This is a genomic window from Sphingosinicella xenopeptidilytica (assembly GCF_042676985.1).
Taxonomy (GTDB): Bacteria; Pseudomonadota; Alphaproteobacteria; order Sphingomonadales; family Sphingomonadaceae; genus Sphingosinicella; species Sphingosinicella xenopeptidilytica.
Window position 1 is genome coordinate 196249 of record NZ_JBHTIK010000012.1, and the last position, 19901, is coordinate 216149.

A 19901-nucleotide genomic window follows, 5' to 3' on the forward strand; every position below is an offset into this window, starting at 1 on the left:
CAATCGCAGGAAGGGGCCTCATGGCAACGGTTCACAGCAGCTATTCGAAAACGGCGATCACGCTTCACTGGCTGATCGCCGTTCTCGTTCTCGGCAATATCGTCGGCGCGGTCTACGCCGAAGGGCTCCCGGATGCGGAGCGCGGCGCCGTCATGGGCATTCACAAATCGATCGGCATCACCGTCCTCGCGCTCACGGTATGGCGGCTCGTGATGCGGCTGAAGGCGGGCTTCCTCGCGCTGCCCGCACACATGAAGGGGTGGGAGATCTTTCTCGCCCGCCTCACGCACATCGGCTTCTACGTATTGCTGCTCCTGCTGCCGCTGAGCGGCTGGGCGTTTGCTGCAAGCCCCGAGCGGCCGCTCGTGTGGTTCGATCTTATTCCGATTCCCGATTCACCGCTGGGGAAGGCCGGCCGTGGTTTCTTCCATGCGCTGCATGGGCCCGCCGCGTTCCTGGCGCTCGTGCTCGTTGTTCTGCACGTTCTGGGCGCTTTGAAGCACCATTTCCTCGATCGCGACGACGTTCTGGCGAGAATGTTGCCTTTTTTGCGAAAAAATCGGGCAGACGCTTGAAAACTTAACAATTCCGGCCCATCTTGATTTTGGGCGGCGCTGCGTTCCCCCCCTTTTGCGCGGCACGCCTGCGTAGCATCATCTGACGAGGATGATGCCACGTCCTCCCTGAACCCTGGTCACTTCGACATTGTCGAAGTGACCTTTTTTCTTTCAGACAGCTTTATTCGGCCGCGATGGCCTGCGGTCTTCCGAACATTTGCGGAAGCCAGCCCAGAAGCTCCGCCACCAGGTTTTTCAGCGTTTCCGCGACGTCATTGAAGCCGGCGTGCCGTTCCAGCGTGTCCGGGTCCATGTAGAGCGTGCGGTCGATCTCGATCTGAATCGCGAATCGGCCGCGTGCGGGCGCGGCGTGGAAGCGCGTTGTGTACCCGCCCGCGTAGGGCGTGTTGCGCGCGACGCGCAGGCCTGCCCGGCGGAAGTGGGCCTCCACATGGCGTACGACTGATTCGGGTGCGGACGTGCCGCCCGCGTCGCCGATCACGATCTCAGGCCGTTGCCGCGCGGGAAGCGAGAGCGGCGGCATCGAGTGGCCGTCGATGAGCAGCGCATAGCCATGGCAGGTGGCGGCGTCTTCGATCAGCGATGCGAGCCGCTGGTGATAGGGCGCGTGCACCGCCGCGATTCGCTGCAACGCCGCTGCGCTGCTGATCCGGTCGCGGTAGATGTGAAGCCCCGGCCCGGTGAGCCGCGGCAGCACGCCGAGTCCGGAGCGGACACGGTCGGTGGTTTTCACCGGCCCCGCCGCTGCCGGGTCGCTCAGCATCGAAAGATCGATCTCCTGCGGGTCGCGGTTGAGATCGACATAGGCGCGCGCCCAGCGCGCGGTGATCAGCGGCGCGCCCGATTCGGCCGCGGGCGCGAGCAGTTCGTCGACATAGGCATCCTCGGCGCGCCGCAGCCCATCCATGTCGAGCGCGGCGGTGGAGAGAAACCCCGGCGGCAGCGCGCGGCCGCTGTGCGGCGAGGCGAGCACCAGCGGCGCGGGCGCGCCGCGCGGGCCCGAAACGAAGTGGCCGGGCGTCAGCGCGGAGACGGAGGGCTCGGCGCTCAACGGTGATGGTTCCCCTGTGGCATGGCAACAGCCTAACCCCGGCGAAACGAAAGCAAAAGAGGGGCTGCCGCAGGTTTCGGGCTGGCAAGCCCACGACAGGAAATGTTAAGTCCTCAGCCGTAAGAAGCGGCGGACACGACCATGACGACACAACCCGAAGGCCGCATCACGGGCCGCATCCTGCTCGCGGAAGATGACGACTCGATGCGTCTTTTCCTGGAACGCGCGATTACCCGCGCGGGTTATGAAGTCGTTGCGGTCGATCGCGGCACAGCGGCGCTGCCCCACATCGCCACGGGAAGCTTCGGGCTGCTGCTCACCGACATCGTCATGCCGGAAATGGACGGTATTGAACTCGCCCAGCGCGCCGCACAGCTCGCGCCCACGATGCGGGTCATGTTCATCACCGGCTTTGCCGCCGTGGCGCTCAGCCGCGGCTCCGGCGCGCCGAGCGACGCCAAGGTGCTCTCGAAGCCGTTCCACCTGCGCGATCTCGTCGCCGAAATCGACCGCATCTTCGAAGGCGAATAAGCGGCTTGCGCCGCGCCCGGCGCTCGCCTAGAAGGCACGCCGCGTGGGCGCGTAGCTCAGTGGTAGAGCACTGTGTTGACATCGCAGGGGTCGCAAGTTCAATCCTTGCCGCGCCCACCATTCTCCCCCTCGATACCTCTTACTTCTCCTGCGTCTTCAGCAGGAACGCGCCGAGTTCCGGCTGCGTGAGGTAGCGGCCGTAGCCGAATTTGCGGCCCTGCCTGTCGGTATATTCGTCGATCTGGTCGGCTTCGGCCTTGAGCAGTTCCGCGCCTTTGCCGCGCGCGAAGAAGGGGACGAGGTGGTTGGAGTGCGAGCTCCACGCCCAGGAATAGCCGGGCAGCTTGCCCGCGCCGTTGTTGGTCACGCGCTGGAACGGCTCGTCGAGATTGGGGCCGTACAGGAGATGGTCGTGATCGGCGGTGACGACGAGCAGCGTGTCGTCCCAGCTCGCGGCGCTTTCCGGGCTCTCGATCCATGCCACCACCGCGCGTACGGCGTCGTCGAACGCCATATATTCCTCGATCATGCGCGGAAAATCGTTCGCGTGCATCGCCCAGTCGACCGCGCCGCCCTCGATCATCATGAAGAAGCCGTTGGGGTCCGTGCCGACGTGCTTCAGCGCTGCGATCGCCATCTCGTCGAGCTTCGCCATGCCGGGCGTGAAGGGCACCGCGCCCGGGTCCGCCGTGCCGCGCGCGATGTTCGCCGGATAGCTGCGCTGCGCCTGCAATGTCGGGTTCACCGCAGCGATCATCGCGAGCGGCTTTGCCGAGGTCGTCTTGCCTTCGGCGAGATCGCGGATGTCGCCCGCCGTTTCGACAAGGTTCCAGCGTGAATCCGGCTCTTTCAATTTCGCCCAGAGTTCGGGCGGCATCCACTTGAAGCGGATCTCGGCGTGCTCGTCGGTGATCGGCTTGCCGTCCTGGTCATAGTCCGGGTTGCCGCCGCCGCCGATCACGTCGAGCGAGCCGGAGAGCATCTCGCGCGCGATGCCGTGGTAGTCGTCGCGGTCGGGATTGTGCGCGCCGCCGCCTGCCGCGGGCGTCGCGTGGTTGAACGGCACGCTCGTGATGCTGCCGGTCATCTTGCCCGCCGCCTTCGCGGCCTCGGCGATCGACTGCACGGGCTTTTCCGCGCCGTCCACGTCGATCGCGCCGTCGAAGGTGCGCACGCCCGTCATCATCGCGGACATGGTGTTGGCGCTGTCGGGCGCGACACGGCGGTGCCATTGATAGCCTGCGAACAGCGCGGGGTAGGTGCTGCCCGGCTTCGCCATACCTTTCACGGGCCGCGTGTCCCAAGCCTTCGCAGGATCGTACACCGCGTCCGGATCCTGCGCGTAGGGGTCGCCGCCTTCGGGCACCTTGCGGTCCAGCCGAAGGCCGTATGTCGCCATCGAAGCGCGCACCCACGGACCCGTGTCCATGGTGAGCGGCCGCCCGGTCCAGAAGCGCGTCGCCGCGAGCGTGTTGTGACCGGAGCCGTCGGCGATCATCACGATCACGTTCTTCGGCATGTCCGCGGCGATCGCGGGCGTTGCAGTGGCGAGCAGCAGGGCGGTAATGAACGCGCGCATGGTATCCCCTCAAGATGTCGCGGGAACCCATGTCCCGCATATGTGACAGGGGGAAGTCAAGCGGCGCGGTTCGTCAGAACTGGCGGCGCGCGCGAAGCATCCAGACGCGCGGCGTGTTCAGCCACGAGACGTTGCCCAGCGACGCATCGACCGTTGTCTCATTCAGGCAATTTTCGCACTCGAGGCTCACCCGCCAGAAATTGTCGTCGGTGCGCAGCGCGATCCCCGCATTCACCAGAAGCTGCGATTTGGACTGCGATCCGGTAATGAAGCCGCCGCCATAGGGATTGGCGGGGTAGACGGTGGTGCTGAGGCCCGTCACGCTGCCGGTGTAGAGCGAGGCATTTGCACCGCCCGTCTCCATCGCCGAGCGGTAAGTCACATCCACTGATGGCGTGACGATCGAGCCCGAGACCGGCGGTAGCCAGATGTCCCAGGCCGCACCCGCTGAGAACGTCCATTTGGGCGCGCGGATCGGATCGGCGATATCGCCGGCGGCCGTGACGATGCCGCTCCCGCAGGAGAGCGCATTGTCCGCGCCGGACGCACCCGCGATCAACCCTGCCGCGAGTTCCACACCGCAAGCCGCCTGCTGCGCACGCACGGCGCTTCCGGCTTTGTATTTCGCGTCCTGCCAGCCTGCGGCGGCGCGAACCGTAACGTTGGTGAGCGGCACCGCAGCGATTTCCAGTTCGACGCCCTTGTTACGGTAGCCTGCCGTGCTGATCGCTCCGTTGCTGTCCACGATCTGCACGTCGCTGCCGTCCGCGTAGAAGCCGGTAAGGTCCACTGCGAGGCGGCGCTGGAACCATGAAGATTTGAGGCCAGCCTCGTAGCTCCAGATCGTTTCCGCCGCATAGGGGCGGATCGTGGTGGCGGTCGCGGCGTGATCGCTCCAGCCGGCCGAACGGTATCCGCGCGTCGCGGAGACGAAGAACATGGCATTCTCGTTCGGCTTGAAACTGGCCGCGACGCGCGGCGACCAGAAGCTGTCGCCGATCTTCGCGGGCACACCCGCCGTGATGAGCGCATCCTCAAGGCAGCCGTCGGGGAGCACGGCGCAGCCCGCGCGATTGTCGGTCAGGCTGAAGCGCAGATCCTCGTCGTTGTAGCGCAGCCCACCGGTCAGCGTCAGCGCGTCGGTGACGTTCACGTCCAACTGTGCGTAGGCGGATTTCGATTTCGTCTCGGTCGACACGCGCCGGTCGGCGAGAAGGCTCGCGATACCGCCAGTCGACGTGAAGATGTCGGCAAGATCGCTGTCGCCGTCCTCTTCCGCATAGGAAACGCCCGCGACATAGTTCACAAACCCGCCCGCGAGTGCGCCGCTGAGGCGCAGTTCCTGCGAGAATTGCTTGAAATGCGTGTCGCCGAGGATCGTGTAGCCGCCGTAAACATCGCCGCGCGTGGCGGGCACGGGGTTTGCGATCGTCGGCGCATCGCGCCCGTCGCGAAGGTCGATGCCGTATTGCCGCTTGGTGTCGACATAGCCGGTGATCGCTTCAAAGGTGACGGCCTCGCTCGGGGCCCACGCGATGCGCGAGGTCGCGAGGTAGGTTTTCGCTGAATTGCCGAAGCCGAAGCTCGCCTTGCGTCCGTTCACGCCGAGCGGTCCGAAATGGTTCGGGCCTACCGTTTCAGCATAGCCGGTCGAAGCGAAGCGGCCCTTGCAATCGGCGGGGGCGGCGGGGTCGCATTCGAAATCGGGCGCGTAGAGCGCCGTGCTTTCCATGCGCGCGATCGATCCCGTCCACGTCAGCGTGTCGGCGAGCTTCGCGTGCGCGGCCGCGCGCAGGCCCCAGCCGTCGTCCTCGTTCAGCCGGTCGCCGGTCGTGGTGTTCCGCACATAACCGTTCGACTTGCGCCAGTAGCCGGAAAGGCCGAGCGAGAAGCGCTCGCCGACCGGCACGTCGAGCCCGGCGCGGAACTGGTAAGTACCGAAACGACCGTATGCACCGTCGAGGTATCCGCTCGTCCGGTCGCCCGGCGTGCGGTTCACGATGTGGAGCACGCCGCCGCTCGTGTCGCGGCCGTAGAGCGGCCCCTGCGGGCCGCGCAGCAGCTCGATGCGGTCGATATCGAAGAAGCCGTAGTTCGTGGCCGCACCGTGCCCGACGTAAACGCCGTCGATCACCGTGGCGACGCCGCCGCGCCCGCGGATCACATAATCATTGTCGCTGCCGAAGCCCGGCACATGCGCCGCGACCGTGCTGGGAATGCCGCGCAGGGCATCGAGCGGTTCGTCGATGCCGCGCGCCTCGATCTCGCCCGAAAGCAGCGCCGAGACGGCGAGCGGCACGGTTTCGATCGGCTGCGGGCGAAGCTGCGCGCTGACGACGATTTCGGGAAGCGCGGGGTTCGCTGCGTCATCCTCGGCCATCGCAGGCAGGGCCGCCACGGCGATTGCGGCGACGGCACAGCTTCCATGCAACAGCGAACGTCCTGACATACGCGACCTTTCCCGGAAACAAGACCCTGCCTCTTGCCCTCCCGCGCGGCGGTTCGCAAGCGATGTGCGATGAGGATCGATCCTAGTCGACAATGTCCACCGCGCGGAGCACGGTTCTGGTGCTGGCGATCAGGTCGATGCCCTTCGTGCAGCCGGTGAAGCCGCCCGGCCCCACGGCAGAGCAACTCCCGATACCCCCGGCATCGACCGCACGCCCGCGCAGTTTCGTTCGCTCTGCCGGCACATTCGCAGCGCGCGCGCTGCGGCTGCCGGGCTCGGGCTCGCGAAACGGCAGGCGATAGACGCTGCCGCGCCGTGCGCACACGATGATCTCGCCGCGCGCCGCCGCCTCGCGGCATGGACGTTCGGCGCGTGTGGCGTCGTGGTAGGCCGCCATCGCGTCCGGTGTTTCCGCCGCGGCGGCGAAAAGGAGCAGGGCGGCCAGCATCAGCGTTCGGTCCGGCTGTCGGTGAGCAGTTCGGTCGTGTGCTTGCGGAAAACGCCGGCGATCTTCTCGCCGAACATGCCGAGCAGGCCGGGCAGGGCAAGTTCGATGCTCACGCGGTCTTCGTCGACGTCGAGGTTCGCGGTCGTCACCTGGCCCAGCGCCGTCACTTCGATCACCAGCCGGTCGCCCTGCCACGTCTTGCCGATGCGCGAGGCGAACGGCATCGCCCGGTCGAGATCGCCGAGGCCCTTGTCCATGCGGCGGCGGGCCTCATCGCGGCCGAGGCGGTGCGGAATGTCGAAGCGGACAGGCTGTGCCATGGCGGGAGTCTAGCGCACTGTCTTGATCGCGCAAGACAGTCAGGTGGCGCGGCGAATCCTGTAGACGCTCGCGGGCGGCAGGTTGCGCCACACGCGGCCCGCCGGCTCGGCGACGAGGCCGAGCGCGGCGAGGCTGCCGCGCCCGAGCGGCGCGCGCGGACCATAGGTGAACTGGTAGAGCGCGCCGTCCTCCGCGAGCCGTGCGAAGATTGCCTCGAGGATGCGCCGCCTCAGCGCGGGCGGGAAATTGAGGAGCGGCAGGCCGCTGACGGCATCGGCATAGCGCCGGTCGGCAAGCGGGCCGCCTTCGCCGAGCACGTCCTCCGCGCGGCCCTCCACGATCTCGACCTCGGGAAACCGCGCCCGCAGCAGCGCCGCGAACACCGGATCGGCCTCCACGGCCGTGAGCGCTCCGGGCTCAACCCCGCGTGCCAGCAGCGCGGCGGTGAACACGCCGGTCCCCGCGCCGACCTCCAGCACCGCGCCGCGCGCCGGATCGATCCCCGAAACGATGCGCCGCGCGAGCGCAGGCCCGCTCGGCGCGACCGCGCCCACCATGCGCGCGTTGCGCAGGCGCCCGAGGAAGCGCAGCGCGTCTTCCGATTCACTCTGTATCCGGCGTCGGGACTGGCGGATGCGCTCGACGACCGAAGGCTCGGAGTCCATCAGAACCCGCCGCCGACTTCGATAAGCTCGATGAGTTCGCCAGCCGCGCCGCGCGTGCAGGCCGTGCGGCGCCCGGCATAAAGCGGCCCGCCAAGCGCCTCCGGGGGCGCGATCAGCGGCGCGCGGATCGCGGCGAGCGAACGCACCGCGAAGCTCACCACGGCGTTCCCGGGCGGCAGGTAGCCGAGCAGCTGCTTGCGCTCCGTCGTTCCCGGCGGGAACTGGTCGATCTCGCACACCGGCATCCGGCCAACGCTGATCACGGTCGCCTCGCTCTCGGTTTCGGGCGGAAGCCCGAAAGCATTGTTGATGATCGGATAGGGTAGCCGGAATGTGCCGCCTTCCGAAAACCCCAATGCGTCGACATGAAAGCGCACAGCGGCGGTGCGGTCGGCGGCGGCGAGCATGGCGACCATGATGCGGTCAACATCGGCGACCGCGCGCGGGAATTCAAGGTCGCGCAGCGTGTCGGTCACGGCGTTGAAGAACAGCACCTCGCCCGCGCGTCCGGTCGCCTCTATCGGTGTCCAGCCCGTGCCGTCCGGCGTGCGTTCGGGCGTGGTCAGGATGCGGATGCTGCTGCCGCGCAGCCGGTCGTGGAGCGAGGGCACGTCGCGCACGGTGAGTTCGTAGCCGACCCAGCCGTAGGTCCGCATCGGCAAATAGGCGAGCACGGCGGGCTGCTCGATCAGCCGAACGAATCCGGTGTCGCCGCCGCCGGGCGGGGCCAGCAGCGCCGTGCGCGCGCCGAGTGTCTTGATTGCGTTCCAGCCATTCGCCAGCTCGATCGGCACCTTGCCCGTTTCGACGCATTCATAGCCGAGAAGAGTCGTCCAGTCGGCGAGAGAACCCTGGAAATCGGGCACGGAAATCGTGCCGCATTTGATGCGGCCGTGCGTGTCGAACATGGCACCCCGACGCTTGCCGGCCTGATGCCAGCTTTTTTCTGCTTTTGACCCCTGCACGTTCCCGTGCAAGCTTTGTTTTTACAATCATCTGGCTTGATTCGCGCGCGGCATGAACGCTTGCCCTCAGTATGGATTTTTTCGCGACCCGGTCCGCGCGCCGCTGGTTGGCGGTTTCGCCGTGTGGTGGGGCTGGCTCGCCGTCGCGCCGAGCTACCGGGAGGACTGGCTGCTCGAAAACCTGCTGGTCTTTGCGGGGCTTCCGATCTTCGTATGGCTCGATCGCCGCGTCGGCTTCTCGCGCCTGTCGACCGTGGCGGTGTTCCTGTTCCTCGCCGCGCATGTCTACGGCGCGCACTACACCTATTCGGAAGCGCCTTTCGGCTTCTGGCTGAAAGAGATCGGCGGCACCGTCCGCAACCCTTACGACCGGCTCGTGCATTTCCTGTTCGGGTTGCTGCTCGCGCTCCCCATGCGGGAAACGCTGGCGCACTATGCAAAGGCGGGCCGGGGGTGGATGCACCTGTCGGCGTGGATGTGGATCGCGGCGCTTTCGACATTCTATGAACTGCTCGAATGGGCCGCGATGCTCGTCGTCGCGCCCGATCTCGGCATCGCCTATCTCGGCACGCAGGGCGATGTCTTCGATGCGCACAAGGACAGCGCGCTCGCGATCGCGGGCGCCGCTGTCGCGCTCATAGCGCATTTCCTTTTCGGGAGACGGACATGAAAAGCCTCGCGGCCCTGCTGCTCCTTGCTGCCGCGCCAGCCCTCGCGGGTGTCGAGGGTGTCTATCGCCTCGAAGGCGTTCACGAGGCCGCTTCGGGCCTCGAACTCACCGCCGATGGACATTTTCGCTACGGCCTCACCTACGGTGCGCTCGACGAGGTGGGCGAGGGCCGCTGGGTCCGCGACGGCAATCGCATCCTGCTCACCACCGAACCCGCGTGGACCCCGCCCGCCTTCGAGCCCGTCTCGGCGGAACGGAATCCCGAATTCACCGTGCGCGTGCAGGTGACGGGGCCGGACGGCAACCGCATGAGCTGGCCCGTGGATGTGCTGCTGACATACGCGGACGGCACGGAGACCGAAGGCTATACGCAGCCCTACGGCTATATCCCGAACCTTCCCGAAGACACGAAGATCACGGCGGTGAAGCTCGGCCTCGCCATGTTCGGCTTCATCTCGCCGCCGTTCCCGGTCGATCTCGCGCGGGCCAACGACCTCACCTTCCGCCTCGTGCCGAACAGCCTCGGCCAGCCGCCGTTCAAGGACCAGCCGCTCCTCATCGAAGGCGATGATCTGGTGATGCTGCGCGGCGACGGGCGCCTTACCTACCGCAAGCAGGAATAATTGCTATTAGCCTTACAGCGAGCTTTGCTTTTTTGTTACCACGTTCCAGTCACGAAGACTGTCAGGTAAATCAAAATCTCCACTGTCGATCCCACTACTGGGCGTAGAAGTATGGCCTCCGACCATATCGCTAAGGGCTGCTTCAGGGCGGTGATATGAACCCACACCATCTCCGTCTATGACGGCCTGCCATCGTCCATTACTTTGCAGTAAAATGGCAAAGTTGTGCCCGCGTTTATCACAGCGAAAGCCGATTATCATTTCGCTCTCTCCGGATTATTCACCGATTACTATATGCCCATTGATGGCAATAATGTTTCGATAAAGGCGATTATTCGCTGTCCATGATGGCCTTGAGCGCGGCCGGTTTCAGGATGCGGAGGCCGCGGCGGCCTTCGGTGGCGATCACGCCCGCGTCCTTCAGCTTGCCGATTTCGCGGCTCACCGTCTCGATGGTGAGGCCGAGCACGTCCGCCATCTCGGTGCGGGTGAGCGGCAGCTGGATCAGCTGGCCGATGCCGAGGTCGGCGCCGCAGCCCGTCTGCGCCATGCGCCGGTCGATGTCGATGATCAGCCCCGCGAGCCGGGCGCTCGCGCTCTTGCGGCCGAGGAACAGCAGCCAGCGGCGGCTGCGTTCCAGCTCGCTCAGCGTGCGTTCGAGCAACTGGCGCTCGAGCTGTATGTTTTCCGCCATCATCCGCTCGAACGGCGCGCGCGCGAAGATGCACACTTCCGCTTCGGTCAGCGCGGTGATGTCGTGGTCCACCGTGTCGGCGTAAGGCCGTCCGATGAAGTCGGCGGGGTAGAGCAGCCCCACGGTCTGCGCGTCGCCCGAAGGTGTGAGTGAGCTCAGCTTCAAAACGCCGCCCAGCACGTTCGCGCAAAGGATGTTGTCGTCGCCCTCGAACTGCAGCGACTCGCCCGCGGCGAGCTTGCGTCTGCGCCCCAGGCGCGACATCTCGGTCAGTGCGGCATCGTCGAGCGTGCCGCACAGCGACCTGTCGCGAACAACGCAATCCTCGCAAACTTTGGTCAACCGCTGCTCCATTCGCCGGACTTGATTCCGGTCAAAGCCCGCTTCTGCTCACGCCCTTAGCATTATTTTCGCCCATAATTCCACACTTGCGGATCGCCTGCGACCGATTGACCGCCCGGACGAGCTATTGTCGCGCGGGCGCTCAGGGCCGGGCACGTGCCCGCTGCGGCACGCGCACATTGCAGAGGTCGATGAACCCCGAGTCGCGCGCGAACCAGCCGTCGCGCATCCGGTGCGCGCGGGCATCCACGTAGTCGCGGAACGATGCGCTTTCGGTGCGCATGATCTCGATGGGGAGGCGCCCGCCCTCGGGCACGTCGCTGCCCAGCCGGATGCGCGTGATGGGCACGCGTTCGGCCGCCGTTTCATAAAAGCCGATCGGCCCGGTGCCGCGCTTCAGGCTTGAGAGCGCTTCGACCCCCGAAATCACGCGGCCGACGATCGTCACGTTGCGGTCGAGGTGGCGTGGCGCGTGGCCGATCACGACGTAAAGCTCGCTGCCATTGCCGCTATCCGCGCTCTCCGCGCGCCCGACGCCGAGCGCCGCGTAGCAGTGCGTCGCCCACACCGCGCCGTCCCTGCGCGTCGCCGCGAAGCCGTTCACGAAGCCGGGCTCGCCGAAGCCGTCCGGGCCGGGAATCGGCGTGAAGGCGACGCCCGCCGCCGGGCGGCCGAACTCGGGTGCGAGCGTCGGCGGGATGCCCTGCTTGCGCTGCCTGGCCGGGTCTTCCGCATCCGGATCGCCCCACTGCACCACGTAATTGTCCTGCACGCGGTTGATGCTGAGCCCGTTGAAATAGCCTTCGCGCACCAGCGTTCGGATATTGCGGACGGTGTTCGGCGCCAGCTCGGGCGCAAGCTCGAACACCACCGTGCTCCCGCCTACGTCCATGTAGAGCGTGTTCTCGGGGACAAGCGGCCGCCACTCCTCCGCCCGCGAGGCATCGATCACGCCCTGCGAGGAGAGCGGCGCAAAGCCCGCGAGCAGGCAGGCGAGGGGCCAGAAGAGGGGGATGAGTGCTCTCATGTTCGTCCTTCCGGGTGCAGGGCGAGCAGCGCGAAGCTGCACAGCCAGTGGGAGCCCATATAGTCCTCCTCGATGTGCGGCAGGCTCGCGGCGAGGTGGCGCGCGGCGGCATCGGCGTCGCCGAGTTCGCGCCAGCCCCATGCGCGCGTGAAGTTGAAGCCGTCGAGGTGGACGAGTTTGCCGTCGCTGCGGTCGAGCACGGCGGCGGGCCGCAGCAGCGTCGCCGGTTCGCCCTCGCCAAGGCGCGGCAGGAAGCCGGAAAGCCAGCCCGTGAATTCCGCCGCGGGCAGCACGCGCTTCATGCACAACGCCTCGACCATCGTCGAAGACAGAAACTCGTCCCCGCCCGGCTCCCACGCCGGGCAGTCGCGATCCGCCCCGAAATAGGTCTCCGCCCGTTCGCGGATCAGCGCCGCCATCGCCGCGTCGTGGGTATCCGCCCAGTCCAGCGACAGGATGAAGGCGAACGCCGTGTTCGCGTGCGCGCCGCTGCGGATCGGATAGAGCTGCTTTGGAAAATAGTTTTTGAAACGCGCCGCGAACGCATGGGCGAGCGGCGCCAGCGCCGCGCCCCAGCCCCTGTCCGCATGGCGCGCGGCCTCGCCATGCAGCGCGAACAGCCATGCCCAGCCGTAGGGCCGCTCGAAACCTGCGGACGACGGCCGCGCCAGATAAGCCACCTCGCCCGCCACATTCGCCGCCGTCAGCACCGCGTCCGCCCGCGCGGCGATCTCGCGGCTCTCCGGCAGATCGGGGAACAGCCGCCGGATCGTCAGCAGCAGCCACCAGCTGTGCACGCAGCTATGCCAGTCGTAGCTGCCGTAGAAGACCGGATGCAGCGCGCGCGGCCCCAGCGCATCGGCGGGGCCGTCCAGCACATGGTCCATCTTGTTCGGATACTCCTGCCCCACGTGGCCAAGCGCGATGCGCGCGAAGCGGGTGGCGAGAGGAGCGTCGAGGGTCATCGGAACGCGAATATATAGATGATGACGAGGTTCACCGCGAGCAGCGGCAGCGCCGTCGCGATCTGCGCGCGGATCACGCCGTTCCGGTTTTTCAGTTCCAGAAGCGCGGCGGGCACGATGTTGAAGTTCGCCGCCATCGGCGTCATCAGTGTGCCGCAGAAGCCCGCGAGCATTCCCACCGCGCCGATCACCGCGGGGTTGCCGCCCATGCCGTGGATCAGCACCGGCACGCCGATCGCCGCCGCCATCACGGGGAAGGCGGCGAAGGCATTGCCCATGATCATCGTGAACCCCGCCATCCCGAGCGCGAACACCGCGACCGCCGCGAAGCGGCTGCCCTCCGGGATCAGCGCGCCCGCGATATCGCCCACCACCTCGCCGACCCCCGCGAGCGCGAACACTGCGCCGAGCGAGGCGAGCATCTGCGGCAGCACCGCCGCCCAGCCCACCGAATCAATCAGGCGCCGCCCTTCCTCCAGCGGCGCGAGCGGCGGTGGCTTTAGCCAGAGCATCGACACGGCAAGCGCGAGCACGACGCCGATACCGAGGGACAGCAGCGTCACCTGCTTCGGATCGAACAGCGGTTCGCCGCCCACGCTGATCGCCTTGAACGCGACGGTGCCGACGAGCGCGGTCACCGGAATGATGAGCGCAGGCAGGAACAGGCGGTTGCCGAGTTTGCCCGAAAGCGCCGCCCGTTCCTCCGGGCGCGTCGTCTTCGGTGTCCCGCTGCCGAGCGCGCCTGCGCCCGCGAGCGCGACGAGGCACAGCACCAGCACACCGTTGCCGAGATCGCCGAGCCGGTCGCCCGCAAGGAAGCTCAGCGACAGCAGCCCCCAGAACGCCGCGTTCCCCAGCCGCCGCGCGTTGCTGCGGTCGCGGAGGCTGCCGAGCGCGAAGGCCGCGAACACCAGCCCTGCGAAGGTATAAAGCGCGGGAAGCCCGATCATCTCCGCTCTCCCAGCCGCCGGTCGAGCAGCATCAGCCGCGCGCCGTGGATGAGTAGCGCCGCGATCGCGGTCGGAATCGCCCACACCGAGAGTTCGAGCGGCGCGAGGTTGATGCCGTAGGTCTCGAACGTCCCCTTGATGAGCAGGATCGAGGCGATGGCGATGAAGATGTCCTCGCCGAAGAAGAGCCCGACGTTGTCGGTCGCCGCCGCCATCGCCTTCACCTCTTCGCGCGTCTCTTCATCGCCCGCACGCGGTGTCTGCATCTGGGCCTCCGCCGCCGCCTCCGCCATCGGCGCGACGAGTGGCCGCACGGTCTGCGCGTGTCCGGCGATCGAGGTGAGCCCGAGCGCGGCGGCGATCTGGCGCACGATCAGGTAGATGATCAGCAGGCGGCCCACCGTCGCGCCCTTCAGGCCCGCGATCAGCGTCCGCGCGCGCTGCTGCAATCCATAGCGTTCGAGCAGGCCGATCACGGGCAGCACGATCCACACCACGCTCACGTAGCGATTGTCGTTGAACGCCTTGCCGAACGCGGAAACCACCGCGATCGGATCAAGCCCGGCGGCGATGCCCGTCGCGAGCGCCGCGATCGTCACCACGAGCAGCGGATTGAGCCGGGCCATGAAGCCCAGCACGATGATGACGATTCCCGACATTACCAGCACGACGCGAGGCCCCCGACTCAAAGCGTCTTTACATCGCGCCCGGCGCCTTTAGCATCGGAAAAAACGACCTGTGGGGAAGGGCTTGATGACGCTTCATCTCGCGATCGTGGGTTCCGGTCCGGCAGGTTACTACACGGCAGAGGCCGCCCAGAAGCTGAACGGCGGCGATGTCCGCATCGATATCATCGACCGGCTGCCCACACCCTTCGGCCTTATCCGCGCGGGCGTCGCGCCCGATCACCAGTCGATCAAGGCCGTCTCGCGCCGCTACGAGAAGACCGCGCTTACCGACAATGTCCGCTTCGCCGGCAATGTCAGTGTCGGCGAAGGCGGCATCTCGATCGATGAACTCCTCGGCCTCTATGACGCCGTGGTGCTCGCGACCGGCGCGCCGACCGATCGCCCGCTCGGCATTCCCGGCGAGGGTCTGCCCGGCGTCCTCGGTTCGGCGGCGTTCGTCGGCTGGTACAATGGCCATCCCGATTTCGCCGATCTCGCGCCGCCGCTCCACAGCGAGTCGGTCGTCGTCATCGGCAACGGCAATGTCGCGATCGATTGCGCGCGCATCATTGCCAAGCTGCCGGAGGAGTTCGAAGGCGCGGACATCGTGCAGCACGCCGTCGATGCGCTCGGCGCGTCGCAGGTGAAGCTCATCCGCATCGTCGGCCGCCGCGGTCCGCATCAGGTGAGCTTCACGCCGAAGGAGGTCGGCGAGATGGGGGAGCTTGCCCGTGCAACGCCCGTCGTCGATCCAGCCGTGTTCCCGCCCGTGGAGGAAGACGATGCGCTGGAGCCGGGCCTGCGCAAGGTCGTCACGGCGCTGCGCGGTTTCGCCGCCGCGGGCCCGGACCCTGAAAAGCCCGTCCGCGTTCACTTCGATTTCTTCCTGCGCCCCGTCGAAGTGCTGGGGGATGGCAAGGTCGAAGCCCTCCGCCTCGAACGCACGCGGCTCATCGATGGCCGCGCCGAAGGCACCGGCGAGATGCTCGATATCCCCTGCGGCATGGTGATCAGCTGCATCGGCTACCGCACGATCCCGATCGCGGGCGTGCCTTATGATGAGCGCGGCGGCCGCTTCGTGAACGAGGAGGGGCGCATATCCCCCGGCCTCTACTGCGTCGGCTGGGCACGGCGCGGGCCGACGGGGACGATCGGCACGAACCGGCCGGATGGCTTCGCGATCGCGGACCTGATCGCTGCCGAGATCACGCCCGCCGGCAAGCCCGGCCGCGCCGGTCTCGATCCGCTCGCGGCCGAAAAGGGCGTCGACATTGTCACCTTCCGCGATTGGCAGAAGATCGACGCCGCCGAGGTCGCAAGGGCGCGCGGCAGCGCCCCGCGCGAGAAATTCGTGGCGGTCGACGATATGATGACGACGGCGCGAAGCTGAGGCTTGCGGGGGCGTGACCCCCTCGCTATAAGCCGCCGTCCGCTGTCCCGAGGGCTTCCGCCCACAGCGGCAAATCCTGCGCGTCGGGGAGTAGCTCAGCCTGGTAGAGCACTGTCTTCGGGAGGCAGGGGCCGGAGGTTCGAATCCTCTCTCCCCGACCACGCGCAGTCTTTTAGATCAAAGAGTTGGCCGCCCGGTTGCAATCTTGGGTCGGTCGGTAGCGACCCTCCTCCGGTGATCGTCCGGTGAGCCGGGAGAACAACATGACCGACATTCGCATCACGGCTGGCGATCTCGTTTTTCTCGCCCGTCTCGAACACGCGCTGGCGCCGGAGACGTGCCGGTATTTCCTCTCGCTGCTGCCGTACAAAACGCAGTTCGTGCATGTCCGCTGGAGCGGTGAAGGCTGCTGGGTGCCGCTTGGCGACGTGCCCGTTCCCTTCACCTTCGAGAACGCGACCAGCTATCCGGCACCCGGCCAGATGATCTTCTACCCCGGTGGTTACAGCGAGACGGAGATCCTGCTGGCCTATGGCGCGGTGAGCTTTGCGAGCAAGCTCGGTCAGCTCGCGGGCAATCATTTCCTCACCATCGTCGAAGGGCTCGATCAGCTGCCGACGCTCGGCAAGCGCGCGCTCTGGCAGGGCGCGCAGGATGTTCTGATCGAGAGCCTTTCCTGAACGCTCAGGCGTCCCGCAGTGCTTTCGAAATGCCGTCCAGTCCCGCTTCCAGCTCAGCGCGCGTCGTCCAGCCATAGCCGAGGCGGAAGTGCGTGTCGGGCATCTCGAACCAGTGGCCGGGGCCCACGTAGGTGCCGTGCGCTTCGAGCAGGCGCTTGTAGAAGCCGTCCGTGCCGCCCGGCGGCACTTCGCGCATTCGCGGGAAACACACCACGCCGCCTGAGGGCTTCACCCATTCCAGAAGCGACTCCTGCGCCATCCAGTCGCTCACGAGCCCGAGCCGCGTCCGCATCTCTTCCAGCGTGGGCGTCAGCAGCGCGGCGCGGCGGGCAAGCACCTGCTCGGCGATCCATTCGTCGACCACGCTGCCGCAGATGCTGATCTGCTCCTTCGCGGCGAGGAACAGTTCCTGCAGCGCCGGGTCGGTGGTGATCAGCCAGCCGATGCGGATGCCGGGCACGCCGTAAGCCTTCGACAGCGAAGAGACGCTGATCACATGATCGCCGAGCGCGGCGGCGAGCGGCAGCGTGCCGCCATAGGAAAGGTCGCGGTAGGTCTCGTCGACGAGCAGCTTGCAGCCGTTGTCGCGCGCGAGATCCACGAGCTGGCGGAGTTCGGCCTCGCTCAGCATCGTGCCCGTGGGGTTGTGCGGGCAGGTCACGCTGATGATCTTCGTGCGCGGCGTGATCGCGGCGGCGATGCGCGCGATGTCGATGCGGAAGCCCTCCTCGAACTTCAGGTCGATAAGGCTGATAGCGCAGCCGATCGCGCGCGGCGTTTCCAGGTTCGTCGCATAGTTGGGCCGGATGACGACGAGGTGGTCGCCGGGCCCGAGCAGTGCGGTCGCGATGATGAACAATGCCGTTGCCGCACCGCCGCAGACGAGAACGTCGTCCGCCTTCAGGCCCGGCGCGTCCGCTGCGATCAGCGCGCGCAACCGCTCGCTGCCGCGATGCTCACCGTAAAGCAGCGTGAGATCGGGGACGGAAAGGCCGAGGCTCGACAGCGTCTGGTCGGTGATCGAGCTTTCGGAAAGATTGTAGCGGATGTTGCCGTAGCCGTACTCCTCGGGGGATTCGACCTCGATCGGCATTCTGACATAGCGCATGGGAACGACCTCGATGCTGCGGGGCATTGCCTTCAACTATTGAAGCGACCTGACACCAGCTTGTCACCCGGCCCGTTCAGGCGATGTCGTACCCTTCCATCACCGTCGGCAGCAGCTCCACGAGCACGCGTCGGTGGATTTTCCAGCCTTCGGCGGTCCGCACGTACTCGTCGTCATAGCGTCCGCAGAACTCGGTGCGTCCGCCGTTCTTCAGGATGCTGCGCTGGAAGAAATAGGCGAAACCGGTTGCGCGGTCGCCTTCCACCGAAAGCACGCGCTGGTTCATCGTCATGTGGATATTGTGCGTCTGCTGGCGGAAGGCGTTGCCCATCGTTTCGGCGATGTCCGCCCGGCCTACGGAGACGGCGAAGCCGCAGTGGCTCGCGTCCAGAATGCCGTCCTCGGTGAAGACCTCCGCATAGCGGGCCGGGTCGAAGCTGTCGGCGGCGCGCGCATAGTCCGCCTGCAGTCCAAGGATGGCCAGCGTGTCGCCGATGGTCTGCAGGTCGTACATGGCGCTGGCTCCCGTCACGGGCGGCGTGCCCGCGCAGATGGTCTGCGCGTCTCCGGGCGGTCTTGCCAACGAAAAAGGGCGACCCCCCGAAGGGATCGCCCTGATTTTTGTCCGTCTGTCGCTGGATATCAGCGGCGGCGACGCAGCGCGCCCATGCCGACGAGGCCGAGACCGAGCAGGCCGAGCATCCCCGGTTCAGGAACCTCGGGGATCGAGGTGTCCTCAAGCAGGATCGTCGTCTGCACCTTGAAGTTGGATTCCGTGGTGTGACGCTCTGCGAAGAACAGCTTGAAGCTGTAGTCTTCTCCAACGGTGAGGCCGAGCGAGTCGAGATTACACGCGCCCGACATTGCGCCGTGCACACCGCCAAGGTCGATGCACTGCTTGCCGTCGATGTACACCCACAGGTCGTCGTCGCCCGTGAAGTTGAACACTTCGCCGCCCTGGTAGGTGAAGCTCGTCTCCAGCTCCAGCGTGAAGTGGTAGTTGTGCGGGTTGCCTTCCGTCGCGCCGGTGATCGCGTCGAGCGGGAAGAACGAAGAATTGGCGTAGCTGTAGATGCCCGAACCCGGCGCCGTTTCTTCAAGCGTCAGGTTGATGGTGTAGGGCGTGTTGACGCCCGGCACATCCCGATACCACTGGGCGAAGGACGCGGCGTTCGCAACATTGCCGGTGCCATCCGCGCCAGAGAATGTGGGCTTGCCGTCAGCGTCCAGCGTGTAGCTGGCAAGACCGGCAACGTGGCCCGCGATGGGGTTGGCCTCGAAGTCCGAATGCGAAGCCGAGAAGTCGCGCAACGTCGCCGAGAGCGAGATCGATGCGGCGTCCGCCGGCATACTGGCGAGAAGTGCAATTGCGGTCGCGGCGCTGCCCAGAATGCGAATGTTCATGTCATCCTCCAACTGTCCGGGCGCTTTTCACGGTTTTGCGCCCCCCATTATAGGAAGATGAAGCAACGCCTGTGCCAGTTGAGCGGAATCGACGGGAATCCGAATGACTCCCGTTTACGCGGCCGCCCGTCCGCTTTCGGAATGTAAATTATACCGGCACCAGAACGATGCCGGCGTTCAGGCGGCCGGGAACTGTGTTTCCACCATCGAAGAGCGCGAGGCCCACTCGTCGTGCAGCTTCGTGAGCTCGGGCCGCGTGCGCTTCCAGTCGAGCGTCGGGTGCCGGAAATCGATATATTCGAGCGCGATCACCGAGAGCATCTCGGCATAGCGGCGATAGGCGGGCGCCGCGTCCAGCATGGCGGGGAGGGCATCGAGCGCGCGCTCGATCTTTCCGCGCCAGCGGCCTTGCCAATAGATCGATCGCTCGCCCGGCTGGCGCTGCGTTTCCATGCGCCACGCGACGGCGGCGTCGAGGATCGCATCGATATGCGCGGCCAGCGTCATCGCTGCCCAGCGCTTGGGATCGCCGGCGGCGGGATAAAGGTCGCCGGTCTCCTTCAGGCTCGCGAGATAAGCGAGGATGACGCGGCTGTCGTGCACCGCCGTGCCGTCGTCGGTGATGAGCGCGGGGACTTTGGAAACCGGGTTTACGGAAACCAGCTCGTCGGGGTCCGCGAGCGGATCCACCGGCACCTCGTCGACGGCGTCCTCGAGATCGAGCTCGCGAACGAACACGCGCACCTTGCGCGCATAGGGCGAGGTGTAGGACATGTAGAGCTTCATGCATGAT

23 protein-coding genes and 2 tRNA genes are annotated in these 19901 nt (G+C 66.5%); 8 read left to right on the forward strand and 17 right to left on the reverse strand.

Annotated elements, in window-relative coordinates; genetic code table 11:
• Window positions 1-20 precede the first annotated feature (20 nt).
• Entirely contained in the window at window positions 21-575 is a 555-nt protein-coding gene (locus tag ACFQ00_RS16510; RefSeq protein WP_381493315.1) for a cytochrome b, read from the forward strand.
• 163 nt (window positions 576-738) lie between these two features.
• Here the strand turns inward: ACFQ00_RS16510 and ACFQ00_RS16515 are convergent, their stop codons facing one another.
• On the reverse strand, window positions 739-1629 hold the full coding sequence (locus ACFQ00_RS16515; RefSeq protein ID WP_381493317.1) for an N-formylglutamate amidohydrolase: 891 nt from the start codon (window positions 1627-1629) through the stop codon (window positions 739-741).
• Window positions 1630-1770: 141 nt separating this feature from the next.
• Between ACFQ00_RS16515 and cpdR the strand changes: the two genes are divergently transcribed.
• Together cpdR and ACFQ00_RS16525 are read left to right on the forward strand one after the other, a co-directional pair.
• Window positions 1771-2160: a cell cycle two-component system response regulator CpdR gene (gene cpdR / locus ACFQ00_RS16520; protein ID WP_121050786.1), complete on the forward strand. Its 390-nt coding sequence runs from the start codon at window positions 1771-1773 to the stop codon at window positions 2158-2160.
• A gap of 45 nt (window positions 2161-2205) precedes the next feature.
• A tRNA-Val gene (locus tag ACFQ00_RS16525) sits at window positions 2206-2280 on the forward strand.
• A gap of 19 nt (window positions 2281-2299) precedes the next feature.
• Here the strand turns inward: ACFQ00_RS16525 and ACFQ00_RS16530 are convergent.
• The 6 genes from ACFQ00_RS16530 to ACFQ00_RS16555 form a co-directional block, all read right to left on the reverse strand.
• Window positions 2300-3739, reverse strand: a complete 1440-nt coding sequence (locus ACFQ00_RS16530) for an alkaline phosphatase (RefSeq protein WP_381493321.1) — start codon at window positions 3737-3739, stop codon at window positions 2300-2302.
• 73 nt (window positions 3740-3812) lie between these two features.
• Window positions 3813-6188, reverse strand: coding sequence for a TonB-dependent receptor (locus tag ACFQ00_RS16535; protein ID WP_381493324.1), 2376 nt, complete (start codon window positions 6186-6188; stop codon window positions 3813-3815).
• Between the two features lie 82 nt (window positions 6189-6270).
• Window positions 6271-6636 carry a hypothetical protein gene (locus ACFQ00_RS16540; RefSeq protein ID WP_381493326.1) on the reverse strand — a complete coding sequence of 122 codons (366 nt, stop codon included), beginning with the start codon at window positions 6634-6636 and terminating at the stop codon, window positions 6271-6273.
• Window positions 6636-6956, reverse strand: a complete 321-nt coding sequence (locus ACFQ00_RS16545) for a polyhydroxyalkanoic acid system family protein (protein ID WP_381493329.1) — start codon at window positions 6954-6956, stop codon at window positions 6636-6638. Before ACFQ00_RS16545 ends, ACFQ00_RS16540 begins: the two co-directional genes overlap by 1 nt.
• A gap of 39 nt (window positions 6957-6995) precedes the next feature.
• Window positions 6996-7622 carry a class I SAM-dependent methyltransferase gene (locus ACFQ00_RS16550; protein ID WP_381493332.1) on the reverse strand — a complete coding sequence of 209 codons (627 nt, stop codon included), beginning with the start codon at window positions 7620-7622 and terminating at the stop codon, window positions 6996-6998.
• Window positions 7622-8530: a hypothetical protein gene (locus tag ACFQ00_RS16555; RefSeq protein ID WP_381493334.1), complete on the reverse strand. Its 909-nt coding sequence runs from the start codon at window positions 8528-8530 to the stop codon at window positions 7622-7624. The genes ACFQ00_RS16550 and ACFQ00_RS16555 overlap by 1 nt, the downstream gene beginning before the upstream one ends.
• A 109-nt stretch (window positions 8531-8639) precedes the next feature.
• Here ACFQ00_RS16555 and ACFQ00_RS16560 point away from each other — a divergent pair, with 109 nt between their 5' ends.
• Both ACFQ00_RS16560 and ACFQ00_RS16565 read left to right on the forward strand, forming a co-directional pair.
• Complete coding sequence (locus ACFQ00_RS16560) at window positions 8640-9257, forward strand: DUF2238 domain-containing protein (protein WP_381493337.1); 618 nt, start codon at window positions 8640-8642, stop codon at window positions 9255-9257.
• Window positions 9254-9880 carry a hypothetical protein gene (locus tag ACFQ00_RS16565; protein WP_381493341.1) on the forward strand — a complete coding sequence of 209 codons (627 nt, stop codon included), beginning with the start codon at window positions 9254-9256 and terminating at the stop codon, window positions 9878-9880. Before ACFQ00_RS16560 ends, ACFQ00_RS16565 begins: the two co-directional genes overlap by 4 nt.
• A gap of 12 nt (window positions 9881-9892) precedes the next feature.
• Here the strand turns inward: ACFQ00_RS16565 and ACFQ00_RS16570 are convergent, their stop codons facing one another.
• The 6 genes from ACFQ00_RS16570 to ACFQ00_RS16595 all read right to left on the reverse strand — a co-directional run bounded on the left by ACFQ00_RS16570 (window position 9893) and on the right by ACFQ00_RS16595 (window position 14526).
• Window positions 9893-10141, reverse strand: a complete 249-nt coding sequence (locus tag ACFQ00_RS16570) for a hypothetical protein (protein ID WP_381493344.1) — start codon at window positions 10139-10141, stop codon at window positions 9893-9895.
• A gap of 70 nt (window positions 10142-10211) precedes the next feature.
• Window positions 10212-10916 (reverse strand): Crp/Fnr family transcriptional regulator, encoded by a 705-nt coding sequence (locus ACFQ00_RS16575; RefSeq protein ID WP_381493347.1) that lies wholly within the window; start codon window positions 10914-10916, stop codon window positions 10212-10214.
• 142 nt (window positions 10917-11058) lie between these two features.
• Entirely contained in the window at window positions 11059-11943 is an 885-nt protein-coding gene (locus ACFQ00_RS16580) for a peptidylprolyl isomerase (RefSeq protein WP_381493349.1), read from the reverse strand.
• Window positions 11940-12908, reverse strand: a complete 969-nt coding sequence (locus tag ACFQ00_RS16585; RefSeq protein WP_381493352.1) for a DUF2891 domain-containing protein — start codon at window positions 12906-12908, stop codon at window positions 11940-11942. Before ACFQ00_RS16585 ends, ACFQ00_RS16580 begins: the two co-directional genes overlap by 4 nt.
• Window positions 12905-13858, reverse strand: coding sequence for a DUF979 domain-containing protein (locus tag ACFQ00_RS16590; RefSeq protein ID WP_381493355.1), 954 nt, complete (start codon window positions 13856-13858; stop codon window positions 12905-12907). The genes ACFQ00_RS16585 and ACFQ00_RS16590 overlap by 4 nt, the downstream gene beginning before the upstream one ends.
• Complete coding sequence (locus tag ACFQ00_RS16595; protein WP_381493358.1) at window positions 13855-14526, reverse strand: DUF969 domain-containing protein; 672 nt, start codon at window positions 14524-14526, stop codon at window positions 13855-13857. Before ACFQ00_RS16595 ends, ACFQ00_RS16590 begins: the two co-directional genes overlap by 4 nt.
• Before the next feature lie 85 nt (window positions 14527-14611).
• Here ACFQ00_RS16595 and ACFQ00_RS16600 point away from each other — a divergent pair, with 85 nt between their 5' ends.
• From ACFQ00_RS16600 to ACFQ00_RS16610, 3 genes are all read left to right on the forward strand, one after another.
• A complete protein-coding gene (locus tag ACFQ00_RS16600) occupies window positions 14612-15916 on the forward strand; it encodes an FAD-dependent oxidoreductase (protein WP_381493362.1) in 1305 nt (434 codons plus the stop codon).
• A gap of 84 nt (window positions 15917-16000) precedes the next feature.
• Window positions 16001-16077 (forward strand) — tRNA-Pro (locus tag ACFQ00_RS16605).
• 102 nt (window positions 16078-16179) lie between these two features.
• On the forward strand, window positions 16180-16596 hold the full coding sequence (locus tag ACFQ00_RS16610; protein ID WP_381493365.1) for a DUF3830 family protein: 417 nt from the start codon (window positions 16180-16182) through the stop codon (window positions 16594-16596).
• A 4-nt stretch (window positions 16597-16600) separates the two neighbouring features.
• On the opposite strand, the gene ACFQ00_RS16615 is transcribed toward ACFQ00_RS16610, so the two are convergent.
• The 4 genes from ACFQ00_RS16615 to ACFQ00_RS16630 all read right to left on the reverse strand — a co-directional run bounded on the left by ACFQ00_RS16615 (window position 16601) and on the right by ACFQ00_RS16630 (window position 19894).
• Entirely contained in the window at window positions 16601-17731 is a 1131-nt protein-coding gene (locus tag ACFQ00_RS16615) for a pyridoxal phosphate-dependent aminotransferase (RefSeq protein ID WP_381493368.1), read from the reverse strand.
• A 49-nt stretch (window positions 17732-17780) separates the two neighbouring features.
• The gene (locus tag ACFQ00_RS16620; protein ID WP_381493370.1) at window positions 17781-18287 is read right to left on the reverse strand and encodes a nuclear transport factor 2 family protein; all 507 of its coding nucleotides are present in this window, start codon (window positions 18285-18287) and stop codon (window positions 17781-17783) included.
• Window positions 18288-18346: 59 nt separating this feature from the next.
• Window positions 18347-19108, reverse strand: a complete 762-nt coding sequence (locus tag ACFQ00_RS16625; protein ID WP_381493373.1) for a fibro-slime domain-containing protein — start codon at window positions 19106-19108, stop codon at window positions 18347-18349.
• A gap of 177 nt (window positions 19109-19285) precedes the next feature.
• Complete coding sequence (locus ACFQ00_RS16630; RefSeq protein ID WP_381493376.1) at window positions 19286-19894, reverse strand: glutathione S-transferase N-terminal domain-containing protein; 609 nt, start codon at window positions 19892-19894, stop codon at window positions 19286-19288.
• Between the last annotated feature and the right edge of the window lie 7 nt (window positions 19895-19901).